The organism is Roseburia sp. AF15-21, from assembly GCF_003479505.1.
Lineage (GTDB): Bacteria > Bacillota > Clostridia > Lachnospirales > Lachnospiraceae > Roseburia_C > Roseburia_C amylophila.
Genome location: NZ_QUHG01000005.1, coordinates 1 through 19,638 on the forward strand (window position 1 = coordinate 1; position 19,638 = coordinate 19,638).

Annotated in this window: 16 protein-coding genes, 1 pseudogene and 1 riboswitch; of the genes and pseudogenes, 10 read left to right on the forward strand and 7 right to left on the reverse strand. The window is 41.9% G+C overall.

Translation table 11 applies throughout. The features are described from left to right. The 4 genes from DWW33_RS08365 to DWW33_RS08380 all read left to right on the forward strand — a co-directional run. Window positions 1–1,225, forward strand: a 1,225-nt coding sequence (locus DWW33_RS08365; protein ID WP_243088599.1) for a recombinase family protein, incomplete at its 5' end; no start/stop codon positions are given. 66 nt (window positions 1,226–1,291) lie between these two features. Next, window positions 1,292–1,753 carry a transcriptional regulator gene (locus DWW33_RS08370; protein WP_243006013.1) on the forward strand — a complete coding sequence of 154 codons (462 nt, stop codon included), beginning with the start codon at window positions 1,292–1,294 and terminating at the stop codon, window positions 1,751–1,753. Between the two features lie 256 nt (window positions 1,754–2,009). Further along, window positions 2,010–2,777, forward strand: coding sequence for an ABC transporter ATP-binding protein (locus tag DWW33_RS08375; RefSeq protein ID WP_022243488.1), 768 nt, complete (start codon window positions 2,010–2,012; stop codon window positions 2,775–2,777). After that, window positions 2,770–4,791, forward strand: coding sequence for an ABC transporter permease (locus DWW33_RS08380; protein WP_118639268.1), 2,022 nt, complete (start codon window positions 2,770–2,772; stop codon window positions 4,789–4,791). Before DWW33_RS08375 ends, DWW33_RS08380 begins: the two co-directional genes overlap by 8 nt. Before the next feature lie 88 nt (window positions 4,792–4,879). Here the strand turns inward: DWW33_RS08380 and DWW33_RS08385 are convergent, their stop codons facing one another. Together DWW33_RS08385 and DWW33_RS08390 are read right to left on the reverse strand one after the other, a co-directional pair. After that, window positions 4,880–7,081 carry an ATP-binding protein gene (locus DWW33_RS08385; RefSeq protein WP_118639269.1) on the reverse strand — a complete coding sequence of 734 codons (2,202 nt, stop codon included), beginning with the start codon at window positions 7,079–7,081 and terminating at the stop codon, window positions 4,880–4,882. Next, a complete protein-coding gene (locus tag DWW33_RS08390) occupies window positions 7,068–7,898 on the reverse strand; it encodes a substrate-binding periplasmic protein (RefSeq protein WP_117947171.1) in 831 nt (276 codons plus the stop codon). The genes DWW33_RS08385 and DWW33_RS08390 overlap by 14 nt, the downstream gene beginning before the upstream one ends. 215 nt (window positions 7,899–8,113) lie before the next feature. Here DWW33_RS08390 and DWW33_RS08395 point away from each other — a divergent pair, with 215 nt between their 5' ends. Then, window positions 8,114–8,410, forward strand: a complete 297-nt coding sequence (locus tag DWW33_RS08395; protein WP_118639270.1) for a hypothetical protein — start codon at window positions 8,114–8,116, stop codon at window positions 8,408–8,410. Between the two features lie 208 nt (window positions 8,411–8,618). Here the strand turns inward: DWW33_RS08395 and DWW33_RS08405 are convergent, their stop codons facing one another. From DWW33_RS08405 to DWW33_RS08415, 3 genes and pseudogenes are all read right to left on the reverse strand, one after another. Continuing rightward, the gene (locus DWW33_RS08405; protein WP_334294605.1) at window positions 8,619–9,047 is read right to left on the reverse strand and encodes a hypothetical protein; all 429 of its coding nucleotides are present in this window, start codon (window positions 9,045–9,047) and stop codon (window positions 8,619–8,621) included. Further along, a pseudogene (locus DWW33_RS08410) lies at window positions 9,044–9,502 on the reverse strand (DUF3990 domain-containing protein); the annotation flags it as partial. The pseudogene DWW33_RS08410 and the gene DWW33_RS08405, both read right to left, overlap by 4 nt. 70 nt (window positions 9,503–9,572) lie before the next feature. Beyond that, window positions 9,573–10,433: a class I SAM-dependent methyltransferase gene (locus DWW33_RS08415; RefSeq protein ID WP_118639272.1), complete on the reverse strand. Its 861-nt coding sequence runs from the start codon at window positions 10,431–10,433 to the stop codon at window positions 9,573–9,575. Between the two features lie 312 nt (window positions 10,434–10,745). On the opposite strand from DWW33_RS08415, the gene DWW33_RS08420 reads away from it, so the two are divergent. After that, complete coding sequence (locus DWW33_RS08420) at window positions 10,746–10,973, forward strand: hypothetical protein (protein WP_147404708.1); 228 nt, start codon at window positions 10,746–10,748, stop codon at window positions 10,971–10,973. Between the two features lie 100 nt (window positions 10,974–11,073). Here the strand turns inward: DWW33_RS08420 and DWW33_RS08425 are convergent, their stop codons facing one another. Continuing rightward, window positions 11,074–12,252 (reverse strand): SLC13 family permease, encoded by a 1,179-nt coding sequence (locus DWW33_RS08425; protein WP_118639274.1) that lies wholly within the window; start codon window positions 12,250–12,252, stop codon window positions 11,074–11,076. A 537-nt stretch (window positions 12,253–12,789) separates the two neighbouring features. Then, entirely contained in the window at window positions 12,790–13,623 is an 834-nt protein-coding gene (locus DWW33_RS08435; RefSeq protein WP_117947165.1) for an AraC family transcriptional regulator, read from the reverse strand. A gap of 207 nt (window positions 13,624–13,830) precedes the next feature. Here DWW33_RS08435 and DWW33_RS08440 point away from each other — a divergent pair, with 207 nt between their 5' ends. From DWW33_RS08440 to pulA, 4 genes are all read left to right on the forward strand, one after another. Next, window positions 13,831–15,015 (forward strand): trans-sulfuration enzyme family protein, encoded by a 1,185-nt coding sequence (locus DWW33_RS08440; protein WP_022243024.1) that lies wholly within the window; start codon window positions 13,831–13,833, stop codon window positions 15,013–15,015. A gap of 36 nt (window positions 15,016–15,051) precedes the next feature. After that, the gene (gene dapF, locus DWW33_RS08445) at window positions 15,052–15,912 is read left to right on the forward strand and encodes a diaminopimelate epimerase (protein ID WP_022243023.1); all 861 of its coding nucleotides are present in this window, start codon (window positions 15,052–15,054) and stop codon (window positions 15,910–15,912) included. 17 nt (window positions 15,913–15,929) lie between these two features. Beyond that, window positions 15,930–17,399, forward strand: coding sequence for a UDP-N-acetylmuramoyl-L-alanyl-D-glutamate--2,6-diaminopimelate ligase (locus DWW33_RS08450; RefSeq protein WP_118639276.1), 1,470 nt, complete (start codon window positions 15,930–15,932; stop codon window positions 17,397–17,399). A gap of 88 nt (window positions 17,400–17,487) precedes the next feature. After that, window positions 17,488–17,563, forward strand: a riboswitch (cyclic di-GMP riboswitch). Window positions 17,564–17,671: 108 nt separating this feature from the next. Continuing rightward, window positions 17,672–19,594, forward strand: a complete 1,923-nt coding sequence (gene pulA, locus DWW33_RS08455; RefSeq protein WP_118639277.1) for a type I pullulanase — start codon at window positions 17,672–17,674, stop codon at window positions 19,592–19,594. Window positions 19,595–19,638: the final 44 nt, after the last annotated feature.

The following is a 19,638-nucleotide window of genomic DNA, read 5'->3' on the forward strand; positions in this document are numbered from 1 at the left end:
AAACATCCTGAATGAAATGCACGCCCGACAGACCAGCAAAAAGGTCAAGGCTGCCATGCGCACAAGATTTGCCAATGGCGCACACTATGGAGCCTATGCACCGCTGGGGTATGTAAAAGACCCGGACAAAAAAGGTCATCTTCTGATCGACCCGGAAACACGCTGGATTGTAGAGAAGATTTTTGACCTTGCAGTACACGGGAGGGGTGCCGCCAGCATTACACGGATTCTGGTGGAAGAAAAAGTACCTACCCCCGGCTGGCTGAACTATGAAAGATACGGGACTTTCGCTAATATCTACGCCGGTGCGCCCGCAGAAAAAGCCTATGCGTGGACGATTGCACAGGTCAAGAGCATTTTGAAAGAGGAAACCTACATCGGTCACAGCGTTCACAACAAGCAGAGCAACATTTCATTCAAGAACAAGAAAAAGGTGCGGAAGCCGCAGGAAGAATGGTATCGTGTGGAAAATACCCACGAAGCCATCATTTCCGAAGAAGTGTTCCAAAAAGTTCAGGAGCTGATTGCAAGCAGACGCAGGAAACGCAGAAACGGTACGACACAGATTTTCGCAGGATTGATAAAATGTGCAGACTGCGGATGGTCTTTAGCCTATGGGGAAAACAAGCAGAACAAAAACCCATACGGGTACTACCATTGCAGCAAAAACGGACAGGGATTACGCCAGTGTTCCATGCACTATATCCGCTATGATGTACTGTATGCCTATGTACTTGCAAGACTGCAATACTGGTCTATGCTGGCACAGAAAGACGAGGACAAGCTACTGAAACGCCTGCTCAATGCCAGCGACAGGGAAAGAAACTCTGCAAAGAAAAAGCAGGCTGCGGAGCTGAAAAAGGCAGCGAAGCGTAAAGCCGAGGTTGACGGGCTGTTTGCTAAAATGTATGAGGACTGGTCTGCCGGACGCATAACCGAGTATAACTTCAATATGCTGTCCGAGAAGTACCAGAACGAGCAAAAGGAGCTTGAAACAAAAATAAGACAGCTTCACGAAACGATGGAAGCCGCCGTACAGACCGCAGCGGATGCTGAAAAGTGGATTGCCCTAATGAAACAGTATGTCAACCCTGTGGAGCTGACCGCCGAACTTCTGAACACTCTAATTGAAAAAATAACCGTCCACGAAGCTGTCAAGGGCGAGGACGGAAGCCGTGAACAGGAAGTAGAAATCTACTACCGCTTCATCGGCAAAATCGACTGACCTTTCTTTTTTACCCAACAATATCTTTAATTAAGGGAAACGGGAAATGGTTTTCCGGAGGTGTCGTTGCTATTACCTTTGTGTGGGGAACTGGATATTACTGTAAATGAGCTTTTATCCGGAGAAAGAGTTTCTGAAGAAGATTATCGTAGAAAGGCGGAAGAAAATATGGTGAATTTAGTAAAAGAAGCACAGGAAAGTAAGAAAAAAATAATTTTATCAGCAATGGTGGCAATGTTAGTAATTGTTGCAGCAACACCATTATTTGTGGTGTCAGGAGCTCTTGTAATGGAAAACTGGTTGAGGATTCTTTTAATTGTGTTAGGTACGGCAGTAATTATAATGGGTATTGCGATTGCCTGCGTTCTTGACCGTGATGCAGGAGCGTATGAATGTCCGGAATGTCATGGCAGATTTGTGCCAGAGATGAAGGATTATATTATGGGACCACATACTATCCGAAAAAGAAAACTGACCTGTCCACGATGTGGTGCACGTAAGTATTGCAGAAAAGTGTTGACAAAATAAGATGGATGCACAGCATGTGAAGTAGAGATAAGTGATATACAAAATTATGTCCTGAAAAATGTAAATATTAGCAAATTTATCACCTGAAAAATGTGGAATATAATTATGGTACAATAAAAAAGCTAGAAAATATAATTTCAATCTTACAAAAATGTAAGAGATAAAGGGAAAATGTAAGCAGAATCCATGGCTGACATTTTCCTTTTTTGCTATGATAATGGAAAAGATGACAGAGCAATAAAGTGAGGAGAAAACAATGGCAATCTTAGAAGTAAATAATCTGAAAAAAGTTTATACAACCCGCCTGGGTGGAAATCAGGTAGAGGCATTAAAGAATCTTTCCTTTTCTGTGGAAGAAGGAGAATATGTAGCAATCATGGGAGAATCCGGTTCTGGAAAGACTACGCTTTTAAACATTCTGGCAGCACTGGATAAGCCCACCGGTGGACAGGTCATATTAAATGGCAAGAACATTGTGGATATCCGGGAAAAAGAGATTTCCGCATTCCGGAGAGAAAATCTTGGATTTGTATTTCAGGACTTTAATCTTTTGGATAATTTTTCATTAAAAGATAATATCGTTCTTCCGCTGGTGTTATCCGGTGTGGATTATAAAGAGATGGAGCGGCGCATAACACCGATTGCGGCGCAGCTTGGAATTCTTGATATTCTTGGAAAATATCCTTATGAAGTATCTGGCGGACAGAAACAGCGTGCGGCGGTAGCAAGAGCCTTGATAATCAAGCCGGAGCTGGTACTGGCAGATGAGCCTACTGGAGCACTGGACTCCAAAGCAACGGAAGATTTATTGACATTATTTAATAAGATTAATGAGCGGGGGCAGACAATTCTTATGGTAACACATAGCACTAAGGCTGCAAGCCATGCAAGAAGAGTATTGTTTATTAAAGATGGGGAAGTATTCCACCAGATTTACCGTGGTAATTTAACCAGTGAGGAATTGTATGCAAAGATTTCAGATACACTGACAATGCTTACGACAGGTGGTGAGAAACATGAATAGGGGGTTATATGGAAAACTGGCAGTAAATAATATAAAGCACAACAGACAGTTTTACCTGCCGTATCTGTTGACTGGGATGCTGACGGTGGCATTCTTTTATACCATGTTGTATCTGAATTACAATCCGGGACTGGACGAACTGCCATTTGGTGCCGTGGATGTAAAGTTTGTGCTGGGACTGGGTGCAGTTATCATTGGATTTTTCTCTGTGATATTCCTGTTTTACACCAACAGCTTTATTATGAAGCGGAGAAAAAAGGAGCTTGGTATTTATAACATTCTTGGAATGGAGAAAAGGCATCTGGCAAAAGTAATTTTTTTGGAGACGTTTTTTTCAGCAGTGGTTGCCATCGGTGGCGGACTTGTTGCAGGAATTGCTTTCAGTAAACTGATGTGTATGTTATTGTATGCCATGATTGGATACCATGCAGAAATTGTTTTTTATGTATCAGAAAGTGGCGTTGTAAGTACCATCCTTTTATTTGCCGGTATTTTTATGCTGACCTTTATATATAATCTGTTTCAGATACAGCTTGCCAAACCGGTGGAACTGCTGCATGGAAGCAGCCAGGGCGAGCGGGAGCCGAAGACGAAAAGGCTGATGGCAATAGTTGGAATTGTAACACTTGCAGCAGGCTACTATATGGCAATTACAGTAGATAATCCGGTAACTGCAGTGCTTCTGTTCTTTGTAGCGGTAATACTTGTAATTATCGGAACCTATTTTATATTTATGGCAGGCAGCATTGCAGTGCTTAAGTTCTTAAGAAAGAGAAAAAGTTATTATTATAAAAAGAAACATTTTGTGGCAGTCTCTGGTCTTATTTATCGGATGAAACAGAATGCAGCAGGACTGGCAAGCATCTGTATTTTATCCACGATGGTACTGGTGGTAATTTCTTCAACGGTAAGTATGTATGCCGGACTGGATGATGAACTGGCAGCCCGTTATCAGGGAGATATCGGAGTATCCATTACCAGTGAAAATCCGATTACAGAAGGTGATGCATTGCGGGAGTTAGTGAACCGCACCATCCAGCAGGAGAACCGCAGTATAAAAGAAGAACAGGGCATGATGACGCTGACATTTTCCTGCATATCAGAAGATGGAAATCTTGTAATTCGCAAACATGATGATGAGGGCGATTATAGTTCTGATATTATTATGCTCCGCATGATTACAAGGGAAGATTATGAGGAAGCTTATAATGTAAGGGTTCCGGAGCTTTCGGATCACGAAGTGGTGTTGGCAACCAGTGATGACTATGATAAAGATACGATTACGGTTGGAGATTATACTTATCCTATTTTACAGAAACAGCATTTTTCTTCTGAAAATGGACATTGGATGGATAATCAGGTCTATTATATGGTAGTAAACAATATAGAAGATATGGCACCGTTGTATGAAGCACAGAAAGAGATTTATGGGAAAAATGCCAGCAGCTATTATTACTCTCTGTATATCGACATCGATGGAAACAGGGAAGAAAAAATTGCCTGTGGAAATGCAGTATCTGCGGCAATTGGTGCAGACGGCATGGAAGAAGGGCATGACGGTAAATATTATATCATGATAGAAAACAGGGCAGAAAATGAAGATTCCTTCCGGCAGATGTATGGTGGCTTTCTGTTCCTTGGCATTTTCCTTGGAATCCTGTTTTTGATGATTACCGTACTTATTATTTTTTATAAGCAGATTTCGGAGGGATATGAGGACAAAGAGCGCTTTGCCATTATGGAAAAAGTAGGAATGAGCAATGAAGAGGTAAAGAAAACAATCAGTGCACAGATCCGGATGGTATTTTTACTACCGATTGTTACCGCTGCGCTACATGTGCTGGCAGCGTTTCCAATGATCCGGATGATACTGGCAGTGATGAATCTGAATAATGGAAGACTGTTTGCGTACTGTCTCCTTGGTACGATTGCAGTATTTACAGTTATTTATCTTCTGGTATACAAGATGACCTCAAAAACCTACTATCGAATTGTCGGGCATCAGATTGGGTAGAGACTCTAATAATATCAAATAACCGTAAGAACCTGCTGCCGGCAGTTTCTTACGGTTGTCTGGCAAAGAAGAGAAAACTCCCGCTGTACTATGGTGTCATTGGAGCTTTTTTCTCTGGTGTGTATTTAGCAATTGTTTTTAAAAGAAGTTCCGTATCCAGTGGTTTGGTAAGGTGTTCGTCCATACCTGCAGCATAAGTTTTCTGACGGTCTTCTGCAAAGGCGTTTGCAGTCATGGCAAGAATCGGAATTGTTTTTGCATCCGGACGGTCTAAGGAACGGATGGCACGGGTTGCTTGGTAACCATCCATAACCGGCATCATGATATCCATTAAAATGATATCGTATTCATAAGGAGAAGCCTCCATAAAAAGCTGAAGTGCTTCCTCTCCATTGCAGGCTTTGGTAACCACTGCACCGGCATCAGTCAGAATAAATTCTGCAATTTCAAGGTTTAGCAAATTATCTTCAGCCAGCAGAATATGATAGCCGGAAAGAGAGATTTCTTCATCGGAAGTTTCTGCTTCGGAAGTGGAAGCGGCGTTATGGTCGATACAAAAAGGAATCGTAATCCGGTAAGTGGTGCCGACATCCTTTTCACTGGAAAAATCAATGGTTCCGCCCATTTTATCCAAAAGATTCTTTACAATTGCCATGCCAAGTCCGGTACCGTTGTAAGTAGAACGGGCATCATGGCTTTCCTGGGTAAAAGGTTCAAATAAATGCTCCTGAAATTCTTTGCTCATGCCGATTCCGGTATCAGAGCAGGTAAATTCAATCCAGGCAGTATCTTCCGTGAAACGTACTTCATGACAACTTAGAATGACTTTTCCATTTTCCTTATTATATTTTACTGCATTGCTTACAATATTCATAAGAAGCCGCTTGATATGAATAGGACTTCCGATGAGACATGGATGCTGGACAGAAGGAACTTCGGAAATAATTTCGATGCCACGTTCTGCAGCCTGCTTTTCTATGATGGTGGTGATATCATTGACCAGGTGTAGAACATGGAACGGGCGGGATTCTAAGACAATTTCGCCGGATTCCAGTTTTCCCATATCAAGAACTTCATTTACAAGTTCTAACAGCAGACCAGAAGCCTCCCGGATTTTCCCGAGACATTCCTGCTGCTTGACAGGGTTATCTTTATAATGTCCGGCAATTTCCACCATACCACGGATTCCGTTAATCGGCGTCCGGATATCGTGACTCATCCGCTGCAAAAATTCGGTCTTGGCAAGGTTGGCACTTTCTGCCTTTTGGGCAGCCTCCTTTAGTGATTCCTGATAGAGTTTATCCTTCTTCAACTGGGCTTTCTGGTAGCTCTGGTCAGTCCTCCAGCGCAGCATCTGGAAAATCAGAAGAAGGCAGATATAACTAAACATATAATAAAATACTTTTCGCGGAGTCGTTTCAAAAACTGCATGCTCAGGCAGATAGACGTAGATATAATAATTCTGTCCCTGATCTAACATACCAAAGACATGCTTTGGTGAGGAGACTGTATTATGAACATGAACCATCTGTCCACTTACCGCTTTTTTGTTTATATTCTGTAGTACTTCAATATCATTAATATCTGTTCCTTCGAGTTTTTCTTCATTTGAGGCAATCACTTTATCACCACTGGTAATGACAATGGTGCTGTTACGGCTGATACTGTAGCCGGACAGCAAATTCTGAAAAGAGATACTGTAACTTTCAATATAATCAAGTGGTGTATGGTAATAAGTTACAATAATACCAGAGGTATCGGTACGTCCTACCGCTGCAAGGTCGATATAAGAGCCATCTTCACAGTTGATTCTGGAAGAGTATGTTTTTTCCGGATGTATGGCAACATCCAGAAGAACTTCTTTTTTCAGCGTATCGGTTAGGCCGGCACTGCCAATGGAATCAGTACAATATTCAGAGGTTACAGTTCCGGTTTCATCCAGAAAAATAATGCCGGTAATATAAAACTCTTTTGTAAATTCTTCCATGGAAGCTTTTTCCATGGATGTTGTGCCATGCAGACAGTTATCCGTAGAAATATTGTGGGCAGCCTGCTGACAGCATTCAATAATACGCATCAGGCTCTTGGTTTCGGAGGCTAAATTTAAATTGCTGTAGGTGGAGCATTGTTTCTTCAAATAATTAACCGTATCTGCAAGGTGTTCTTCTGTGGATTCGATATCATCGTTTGCGGAAGTAAAAAATACCAGAAGGAAGAACAGGATGCCAAGAAATATTGAAAAAGGCCAGAAAAAACGCAGTCTAAAGGGTTTGTTCTTATTTGACTTCATAATTTTCTACCTCCAGATAAGTACTTGGATGTGCTAAGTATTTTCCGATGATTTTCTCAGAGGTTCCATCTTTTTGCATTTCCTCTAAAGTATCAGACAGTTTTTCGTTAAGCCCGCTGGTATCATCAAGAGAGAAAGCCACACCCAGTCCGACAGTAAGAAGCGGTTTATCCAGAATGCGGTATTCCACATGATAATCAGACATATATTGTAAAATAGAAGTTTCATGGGCAGCAACCGCATCCACATAACCTTTGCTTAACATTGGGTAAATCAGCTCACGATTCTGCATGGCGAAAAGCCCGTTAATTTTTGGAATGTCGGGGTCGGTCTGGTTGAGAAAAATATCTTCCGGTTTCGTGGTAGCCTGAACGGCGATGTTTTTACCGGCAAGATCCTGCAGGGTGTAAATATTGCTGTCCGGACTGACTGCAACCACCTGCTGGCTGATCATATAAGGTCCCGCCCATTTGTATTCATCCATTCGTCCGTCCATGCTAAAGCAGCCCCATGCACAGTCGATACTGCCATCCTGCAGAAGAGCTTTTTTATTTTCCCAGTCGATGGTGACAAATTCAGCCTGATAGCCCATTCTGTGGAAGGCTTCCGTGGCAAGTTCCACATCAATGCCGGTTGGTCTGCCGTCTGTTCCGCTATAATTAAAAGGCGGATAATTGTCGCTGCCGATTACAATAGTTGGCAGCGAAGTTTCCTGTTTTGTGGAAAGAGTATTTTCCGCTTTTCTGCAGCTACATAATAAAAATGTAAAAATACAGAGAACAGCCAATAGCTGTTGTAGTTTTTTCGAACCATTCATATAATAGAGTCACTCCTGAAAAAAATCTTTTTACTGTGTTACTATTATAAAGTAGGAAAGGCGCAGATACAACAGATTACAACAGATTGCAATAGAAAATCACTTGAATTTTCGACAAAAAAATTGTATATTTGATATAGAAATGTAAATTTTTATCTGAAAAGTTTAAGCAAGTAGAAATGCTAAGGGATATGTTAGAGAAGAGGGAAATTAGGATGAAAGAAGTTACAAAACAGGCAGAGGAAACACAGATTAGCCATAAGACACTGCGGCTGCTGGCAGGAACACTTTGCTCAGTGATTGGAACATTGCTTGCAATCTATGTAGGCGGCTGGCTGATGCTGTTTAAACCGGTACAGGGTGTTGTGGCAGCCTATTTTGCAGGAAAACTTGCAGTTGGCACAATTGTCCTTGCAGCTTTTAAATGTCTGTTATCTGCAACAGTAGCAGGGGCAATCTGGTGTGGTGGATATATTGCGAAATGCAAGTTTATCGGACATGAAGAATATTAATGAGCAGATTCGAAAAGGATAAGAATGAAAAGGCATGACGGATTAACGTCATGCCTTTTTGACGTTTAATTGAAATGCAAATTTGTATCTGATTTATATATAAAAAACTTACGCTGATGAAGGGTGATATTATTCATAATAAATTGACTGGGATACCAATTACTTAGATAACCATTTTCTTCTTCTGGATTATGAAAACAAACAATTTTCAATCTACTTTACCTACTTTTTTTACCGCCAGTTCAAGTTCTAAATCATGTAACCCGCTATAAGCCTTTATCAAAAAATCTAATGGAACTATTTTTACCACATCACTACTCGGGAGATTATAATACCATTGATAATAAGCATAAAACTCCCCTATCCAATCTGGTAGAAATCCTTCAAGTGCCTTTCCATCTTTAAGTTCATATTTATCTGTTTTTTCAAAATAATCCCACAATTCATTGGCATTCATAGTATTCACATAAGCTTGGGCTTCATCAATACTTTTTCTTGTCTTACTTACCATATAAGCATGAATAAAATCCGCTGTATCTTTTTGAGGATATTTTTGAGAAATAAAATCAAATAGTTTCCCCTGATTTTCAACTACATCATTTAAATACGCATCTGAATATGCTCTCAATTCAATCACCTCTCAAATAATGTGCTAAACACATTGATTACTTTATTTGCATCTGAGTTAACAAGCTCACGCATATTTTTCCTTGCGACTACGTCTCTTTGATTATATTTATCATTGAATTCATTATAATTAACACTCATCAACTCTGCGTCTATTTCTTCTAACTTCGAATATGCTAACTCTGATTTTATACAATATTGAATACCAAGACCGCCCAACGACAATAATTCCTCGAGAATTTCAATATCAATATTATCACGGACAAACTCTTTCGCTAAAATTCTATAACGATTGGTGCCTGCCGCTTCTCGATGCTTCATTAATTCTGCTAACCAGGCTAATACATTGTATTGTTGAAAATCTAATATTTTCAAATTAGTAATATCCAATTCGTACTTATGAACCCATCCATTCTTTTCGTCCGGTTTACAAACCGCCCACTCTTTTGCAAGTTCAACATTCTTCAATTTTCCCAGCTTACGCTGATGAAAGTAATGAGAAAAGCTGCCGATGGCAGCTTTTCTTGCATTAAATTTAAATCCCCTCGAACCGTCCGGAAGCCCCACAAGGAAGTGTAAGTCCGTTGGAACTGACCGGAAGACCGATTTCGTCGGCTGTGACTTTGCCAGGGAAACGTTTTAGCTCTGTTCCGATAAGGTAAGAGAGAACCGCCGGCTGTAAGCCTGTAGTATAGGAATTAATCAGGAAGAACAAAGGTCTGTCCACCAGAAGCTGTGCACAGAGTTTGACCAGTGGATGGATGGATTCTTCGATTTTCCAAATTTCACCCTTGGGACCTCTGCCGTAGGATGGAGGGTCCATAATAATAGCATCGTAGTGGTTGCCACGGCGGATTTCACGTTCCACGAATTTGACACAGTCATCTACAATCCAGCGGATTGGTGCATCTGCAAGACCGGAAGAAGCAGCATTTTCCTTGGCCCAGGTAACCATACCCTTTGAAGCGTCTACATGGGTAACGGATGCACCTGCTGCTGCGGCAGCAATCGTAGCACCACCGGTATAGGCAAAAAGATTTAAGACTTTAACTGGTCTTTCTGCTTTTTTAATAAGTTCAGAGAACCAGTCCCAGTTAGCAGCCTGCTCCGGGAAAAGACCGGTGTGCTTGAAGCTGAAAGGCTTTAACTGGAAAGTAAGGCTGCGGTAGTGGATGCTCCACTGCTGTGGCAGGTCAAAGAATTCCCATTCGCCGCCGCCCTTTTTACTGCGGTGATAGTGGGCGTTCATTTTATGCCAGCCTTTTTCTTTGCGTGGTGTATCCCAGATAACCTGAGGATCCGGACGAACCAGGATATAGTCACCCCAGCGCTCTAATTTCTCACCTTTTGAACAGTCTATTACTTCATAATCTTTCCAGTTATCTGCAAGCCACATAGTATTTCCTCCAATATTTTCTGGTATCAAATATTTTCCGTTTTGTCTTAAGACATCTGCATCCTATTATATAAGGGGGAAAATGTTCCGTCAACTTATTCCTGCTTAAAAATCACAGGCAGTTGTGAAAAGGGAATAGATTACCGCAATTGTATTTCACTGATTCACAGGGGATTTTCTTTCGCTACGAAATACCATAGTTCTAAAATGCGTGTTTTTCTTTAGAGGATTAAAACAGTCTTTCCAATGTTTGTCAGAATAACTGCACGGTCCGCCGAAGTACAGATGCCTGATAAGGGCTGTTAGGGGCACTTGGAATTTCGTCTGGCAACAGGCAACGCTGGTACAGGGATGTACCAGCGAGGCACATTTGAACATGGACGTGAATTTGTGCCGGTTGCCAGAAGAAAGTATAATTATGCCGAAATTCCCTGTGCCCCTTGCAGCCCTTATCAGGCATCTGTTCTCGACGGACCGTGCAACTATTCAGTCAAAGCAACCGGAAAGACAGTTTATCAGCATGAAAAACATGCATTCTAAGAACTGTTGGCATTTCATATCGGATAAAGAAAATCCCCTGCGAATCAGCGGAATATGATTCGGGTAAAAGTTCTATCTTTTTCACAACTGCCTGTGAAAATCAGCAGAGAATAAGTGAAAGAACAAAGAGGACTCCAAGAAAAATCACATTGTAGAGGGTGAAAATCCCAAGAAACCGCCTTGTATCGCTTCCATTACTATTGGTATAGAATTTAAAGGAAATAAGGCTTGCCAGGGAAGCAATAAGAGTACCAAGGCCGCCGAGATTTACCCCAATCAGCAGGGCAGAATAATCATCGGTGAAGCCGGAAAGCAGGATGGCAGCAGGCACGTTACTGATAATCTGGCTGGCACCAATACCCATCAGAATTTCATGGTGGACCAAAAGCTTTGAAATCAGTTCGTGTACCAGAGAAATCTGCTTCATATTTCCGATAAAGATGAAGAAGCAAAGAAAGGTAAGCAGCAGGAAATAATCCACATCCTTTAATACGCGGTAATCCAGAAGCAGAAAGCCTGTGAGGACAAGAAGAAACATAATCTGGTAAGGCAGAATATGAAGCACCGTCAGAAGACACAGAAGAAATAGTATCAGATAGGCGGTAAAAAGAATCCGGGAATTTTTACGTGCTTTTATAGCTTCACAAATTACATTGGAAGTATTGGAAGCAGTTACAGTATTTGTAGAATTTGCAGTGTTTGCAGCAGTTGCAGTGGAAACCGTATCCTTTGGGAGAAACAGAATAAAAATCAGCAGAAGGATAGCAGATACAAAAGAGTATGGCAGCATAATCCGGACAAAAGCTCCAATGGATAATCCGGAAATCGTATAGAGATAAAGATTCTGCGGGTTGCCAAGAGGCGTCAGCATGCTGCCGAGATTGGCGGCAATGGTTTCAAGAACGATAACTGGAATCAGAAACTTCTTTTGCTCGGCCATGGACAGAACCAGTATGGTAAACGGTACAAAGGTAATCAGCGCCACATCATTGGTGATAAGCATGCTGAAGAAAAAGCACAGGAAAATGAAAAGTGCCGACAGCATCCGAAGGGAATGCACATGGGTTAAGAGCATGGTTCCAAGCCGGGTAAAAACGCCAATCGAAGAAAACCCCCTTACCACAGCCATCAGGGAGAATAAAAGAGCCAGTACCCGGAAATCAATATAAGAAAAGTAATTTACGGATGGTGGAATAAAAAACATGGATACAACTGCCAGCAGGAAAGCAATGCAGCAGACGGTTTCTTTTTTGAAAAAATCTTTTACTTTTGTAAACATACAGGTCTCCTTCTATGAAATCATATCTTAGGCAGTTGCGAAAGATAATAACATTTTGCTAATAATTTCTTTGCTATGTAAAGTATCTTTGTTTTGCATCGAAATACCGTAGTTCTAAAATATTAGTTTTGCTTTTTGCGATAAAACCAGTCTTTCCAATGTTTAACAAAGATAGCACCACTGTTCGTCAAAGTGCGGATGCCTGATAAAGGCTGTTAGGGGCACTTGGAATTTCGCCTGGCATCCGGCAACGCTGGCACAGGACGTGCCAGCGAGGCGCATCTGAACATGGATGTGAATATGCGCCGGTTGCCAGACGAACTTCTTAATTATCCGAAATTCCTAGTGCCCCTTGCAGGCGTTATGTGGCATCCGTATTCGACGGACAGTGGCACTATCTTATGTCAAAGTAACGGAAAGACTGCTTGCAGACAAGCAAAACATAATATTAAGAACTACTGGTATTTTGACGCACATAAACACACCTACTTCAAATAGCAAAGAAATTTCTGTTAAAATGTTATTCTTTCGCAGCACCTAAATCATTTCCCGCGGGGATTTCCCAAACTGCTTCTTATAGGCACGAAGAAAAGTAGAATAATTGTGAAAGCCGCAGGCAAAGCAGGCATCGGTTACTGCAGTGCCGGAGCTGATTAAATCCCTGGCAAAGAGAAGCCGTTTCGTGGAAAGATAATTTCCGATGGTATACCCGGTCTGCTCCTTAAAAGAGTGCATCAGATAATAGCGGCTGGTAAAAAAGTGCTCTGCTAAAGAATCCACCGTAATATCTTCCGTCAGATGTTCATTCATATAGGTAAGAACCGACAGAATCTTTTCATTTGCCTGGAAGGAATCTTCATATTGCAGGGTGCCGGATAAGGCAGCCCGGTTTAAGTGAATCATAAATTCTAAGAAAAGCGTATTCTGGTAAATCTCATTGGCAAAGCTGTCTTCGGAAAAAGAGTGGACAAGCTCTGTCATGGTATCTAAGAGCCGCCGTTCCTTCATGCCGGATAAATGCAGGACATTGGACGGCATGGCAGCGTCCGGAAGAAAGCACTGGTTTAAGAAAATAGTCTTATCGGATGATGTAACTGCAAAATCCGGAGAGACATAAATAATCATCCGCTCGTAGGGGGTGGTATCATGAATGACCGGGCGGTGGACTTCACCGGCACGGACAAGAACCAGATCCCCCGGGGTAAGCTGGTAGGATTTTCCTTCAATACAATAGGTGACATTGCCGCTTAGGAAAAAGAGCAGTTTGTGAAAATCATGATAATGAAAGTCGTAGGCAGACATTTCGTGGTCAGTCAGGTGAAATATCTTAAAATCATGATGAAGATATCCGGTTTTCTCATATTTTTTCATAAAAATCACATCCTATATACAAAGTCAATCTAGGAACAGTATAAAGCACGATTTGCAATAAGGAAAGCATTATTTTACTATCAATTTCAATAAAATGTTGGTATAATGATTAATATATGAAAAAGGACAAGTGCGTCAATAGACGGTTGTCCTGTTAGAAACGAAAATATCTGGTGGGTAATTAAGACGAAGAAAGGCGGTAACAATATGAAAAACTTCAGCAACTATACCGATTACAGTACAAAAGAGGATTTACATTTTGAATCCAAGGCAGTACATGGAGCATTAGGAACGGAACCATTAACCGGCGCAGTCAGCATGCCAATCTTTCAGGCAGCAACCTTCCGTCATCCGGAATTAGGACAGACAACAGGATTTGCCTATAGCCGCCTTGAGAATCCGACCAGACAGGAATTAGAGCGTACCATGGCAATTTTAGAGGGCGGTATCCAGGGATTTGCATTTTCTTCCGGACAGGCTGCGAATATGGCAGTATTTTCCTTGTTAAATCCGGGCGAGCATGTAATTCTTTCCGATGATATTTATGGTGGAACCTTCCGTATCATTGGAGATGTATTTGGAAAATATGGAATCGAGCATACTTATGTAGATATGTCTGAATTAGACGAAGTAAAAGCAGCTATCCGACCGAATACAAAAATGTTCTTCGTTGAGACACCAACCAATCCGATGATGAAGGTGGCAGACATTCATGCCATTTCTGAAATCGCAAAATCCATCGGAGCATTAACCGTTGTAGATAATACATTTTTAACACCATATTTCCAGAAACCGCTGCAGTTGGGAGCAGACATTGTAACCCACAGTTCAACAAAATATCTGGGGGGACACAACGACACCATTTCCGGAATCGTAGTGGTAAAAGATAACAAAGAAATTGCGGATAAGATTCATATCCATATCAAATCCCACGGAAGCCAGCTGGCACCGTTAGACAGCTGGCTGGTATTAAGGGGAATCAAGACACTTGCAGTCCGTATGGACCGCCACAATGAGAATGCCAGGAAGGTAGCAGAGTGGCTTCGTACACAGCCGAAGGTAAAGAAAGTATATTATGTTGGCTTTGAAGACCATAAGGATTACGAAGTAACCTGCCGTCAGACCACCGGATTTGGCGGAATGATTTCCTTTACCGTAGACAGCTATGAGACCGTTAAGAAGATTCTTAAAAATGTAGATATGATTATGTTTGCAGAGAGTCTTGGTGGAACAGAGACCTTAATCACATATCCGACCACACAGACTCATGAGGATACACCACTTGATGTGAAAGAGAAGCTGGGTATTACAGACTGCTTCCTTCGTATGTCAGTAGGAATTGAAAATGTGGATGATATCATTGCAGATTTAGACCGGGCAATGAATGCTTAAGAAAAATAAAGGAAAGAGAAAGCAAGGAGAAAATAAATGAAATTTACAAAGATGCAGGCATTTGGAAACGATTATGTATATATCGATGCCATTCATCAGCATCTTGACAATCTGCCGGAGCTTGCGAGATTCGTAAGTGACCGGCATTTTGCCATTGGTTCTGACGGAATGGTATTGATTTGTCCGTCCGAAAAAGGGGATTTCCGGATGCGGATGTTTAACCCGGATGGAACAGAGGGTGAGATGTGTGGAAATGCATTGCGTAGCGTAGGAAAATATGTATACGATCACAGACTGACGGATAAGACAGATCTTGTAATTGAAACCTTAGGCGGCATGCAGCATTTGAACCTGACTGTAACAGACGGTCTGGTAAGCAATATCAGAGCGGATATCGGAGCACCGAGAATGTCTGCAAAAGTGATTCCGGTCAACACAAAGCTGGATGAATTTGTAGAGCAGCCGGTACAGGTACTGGATAAGACCTTCCATATTACGGCAGTATCATGGGGCAACCCGCATTGTGCCATGTATGTAGACAGCGTGGCAGACCTTGATGTAGAAAAATACGGAAAAACCATTGAACATATGACAGAGCTTTTTACCAATAAGACCAATGTAACTTTTGTGGAATTTGTTCGCAGGGATTATGTGAAAATCCGGGAATGGGAAAGAGGAACCGGAGAGACTATCGGATGCGGAACCGGATGCTGTACTGCAGTGGTAGCCGGCGTATTAACCGGACGCTTAGACCGGAAAGTAACGGTAGAGCAGATTGGCGGACCGCTCTATATTGAGTGGGAGGAAGAAAGCGGACATATGTTTATGACCGGACCTTCCCATACGGTATTTGAATCGGAAATTGATGCAAGCCACATTATCGGAACAGCGGAATAATACATTAGGAGAGAAGTATGAAATTAGCAGAAATATGTGAAGAATTGACCTATACCTGCCTGCAGGGAGAGATGGAGAAAGAAATCAGTGATATTATCTATGATTCGAGAAAAGTAGAAAAAGACACCGTATTTGTCTGTATGGTAGGAGCTGTTGTAGACGGACATGACTTTGTTGAAGATGCGGTAAAGAAAGGTGCTGCTGCCCTTGTGGTAGAGCATGCAGTAGAAACTGATATTCCGGAGAACTGTACGGTTCTTCAGGTAGAAGATGCCCGTTATGCCCTGGCAATTATGTCGGCTGCTTTCTTTGGACACCCGGACAGAGAGCTTACCACCATTGGACTGACCGGAACCAAAGGAAAGACCACTACTACTTATATGATAAAGAGCGTTTTAGAAGAAGCCGGTAAGAAAGTCGGACTGATTGGAACCATCGGTGCCCTGATCGGCGAGGAGAAGCTTCCGGCAAAGAATACCACACCGGAATCTTATGAATTACATAAGATGTTCCGTGCCATGGTAGATGCCGGCTGTGAATATGTAGTAATGGAAGTATCCTCCCAGGGACTTAAGATGCACCGCGTGGCAGGAATTGTATTTGATTATGGAATCTTTACCAATTTATCACCGGATCATATCGGACCAAATGAGCATGCTAGCTTTGAAGAATATCAGGAATGCAAGAGTCTCTTATTCCGTCAGTGCAAAGAGGGAATCGTAAATGCAGATGATGAGCATGTAGATGGAATTATCAAAAATCATACCTGTAAGCTTCATACCTTCTCCTGTAAGAAAGACGCAGACCTGATGGCGGGAGCTGTTGGATATCTGGATGAAGAGGGACAGATTGGAATGCATTTTACCACTACCGGCTGTATGAATGTTTATGCAGTGGTTCATATTCCGGGAAGCTTTTCAGTATACAATTCACTGGTAACCATGCTGACCTGTCATTTGGCAGGAATTTCCGATGAGGCAATTTTACGTGGACTGGATAAAGTAAAAGTCAGAGGCCGTGTGGAATTAGTTCCGGTTTCTAAAGATTTTACGGTAATTATTGATTATGCCCACAATGAAGTCAGCACAAGAAGTGTGCTTACCACATTAAAAGAGTATCATCCGAAGCGTTTAATCTGTGTCTATGGTGGCGGTGGAAACCGTTCCAAGCTGCGCCGTTATGACATGGGGAAAGTGACAGGAGAACTGGCAGATTTAAGCGTGCTGACCTGTGATAATCCAAGAGATGAAGAAATCCGCGACATCAACAACGATATTAAGATTGGCCTTGCAAAGAGCAACGGAAAATATATCGAAATCGATGACCGCAAAGCAGCCATCAAATATTGTATCGAAAATGCCAAAAAGGGTGATATGATAGTGTTGCTTGGAAAAGGTCATGAAGATTATCAGGAAATTAAAGGTGTAAAATATCATTTTGATGAAAGAGAAGCAATCGCCGAAATCAAAAAAGAGTTAAATTTATAATTCACATATGTGAATTATACTGAAATATAAGAATTGCAATAAGTAACCGGAGTCATTGACTTATAATTGTGCCACCATTATAATAAAGATTATGTATCAGCAAAACAGGTGAAAGCCTGTGACGCAAAGCTATAGGGTCTTTGAAATGACAGCCAGTTGCAAGAAGGAAGCATCCGTGCATTGGCGGAAGCTTCCTTTTTTCGGTTATGCGGGAAATGCGCAAAGTGTGTTTTCTGTAGCCGTACGCAGGTAACGAGGGAAAGGAAACAAATATGCAGAAGTTTGATTATGAAGTATACACAGGAAATGATTTAGGAGCGGTATACTCACCGAAAATGACAAGATTTAAGGTCTGGGCACCAGAGGCAGAATCCGTGAAGCTGAACCTTTATAAACAGGGCGAAGGAGATAATCTCATAGAACAGCATGTTATGAAGAAGTCAGTAAACGGTACTTACGTTTTTGAAAAACAGGGCGATTGCAATGGAATCTACTATACCTATACAGTAGTAAATCACGGGGAAGAGCAGGAGGCAGTAGATCCGTATACAAAAGCTGCCGGGGTAAACGGGCAGCGCGGTATGGTTATCAATCTGGCAAAGACAAACCCACAGGGCTTTGAACTGGATGGGTACCGGAATCCGGAGCATATCACAGATGCCATTATCTATGAAGGCAGTGTAAGGGATTTTACCATGGATGAATCCAGTGGTGTGTTCCACAACGGTAAATTCTTAGGACTGACAGAGGCAAATACCACCAATCATTTCGGAGAGGCAACGGCACTTGATTATATCAGTGGCCTTGGTGTGACACATGTACAGATTCTTCCGGCATTTGATTTTGAGACCGTAGATGAGAAAAATCAGAAAGCACAGTATAACTGGGGATATGATCCGGATAATTATAATGTTCCGGAAGGTTCTTATGCAGTCAGCCCATATGATGGAACAGTGCGGATTCAGGAAATGAAACAGATGGTGCTGGCATTGCACAGCAGAGGAATCGGAGTGATTATGGATGTGGTCTTTAATCATACCTATCGAAGGGATGATTCCAACCTTCAGAAGATTGTGCCGGGCTATTATTATAGAAGTGATGAGACCGGATATACTGACGGATCCGGCTGTGGCAATGAAGTGGCCAGTGACCGTCCGATGGTGCAGAAATTAATCGTAGATTCCCTGATTTACTGGGCAAAGGAATATCATATCGATGGATTTCGCTTTGATTTGATGGGAGTTCTGGATATTGATACAATGAATGTTATTGCAGAGCGTTTAAAAGAAATACGTCCGGATATTTATCTTTATGGGGAAGGCTGGAACGGTGGCCCATCTTCTCTGGCAGAAGAGAAACGTGCATTTAAAGCCAGTGCGAAAAAGATGCCGGGAATCGGCATGTTCAATGATGACATCCGTGATACCATAAAAGGAAGCGTATTCTATGATGATCATCTGGGCTTCGTTAATGGCGGCACCCATCTGGAAAATGCATTGCGCTATGGCATTACAGGAGCAGTCGCACATCCACAGGTAGATTATGATGCCTATGGCAGTAAGCCGTGGGCGAAAGAGCCGGGACAGAGTATTAATTATGTCTCCTGTCATGATAACTATACCCTGTGGGATAAATTATCCGTCTCCTGCCCGGAGGCATCGGAAGAAAAGAAGAAAGCCATGAACCGGTTGTGCGCAGCCATTGTATTTACTTCCCAGGGTGTGCCTTTTATCCAGGCAGGTGAAGAATTCCTCCGCAGCAAACCGCTGCCGGAGAAAAAAGGTTTTGCAGAAAACAGCTATAATATGCCGGATGCGGTAAACAGCATCAAGTGGGATAATATACATGAATATCCGGATATGATAGCATACTATAAGGGCTTGATGGCACTGCGGAAAGCCCATCCGGTATTCCGTATGCAGAGTGAAGCGGAAATGACACAGAATCTCTGCTTCTTATTAGATACACCGGAAAATGTTGTGGCATATCTTTTAAAGGGAAAAGGTGCAGATGATACACCAGAAAACATTTTGGTAATATTCAACGGAAATGATGAAGAGATTTTGTATAATTTGCCGGAAGGAAAATGGAAAATTCTGGTGGATGACAAAACGGCAGGTGCAGACGGCAAAAAAATTATTTCCGAAAAGGCCGATGTAGAGCCGCTTTCCGCTCTTGTATTAGAAAAAGAATAAACAATTTGGCACAATACCTTGAAAAGATAATTTAATCTGATACA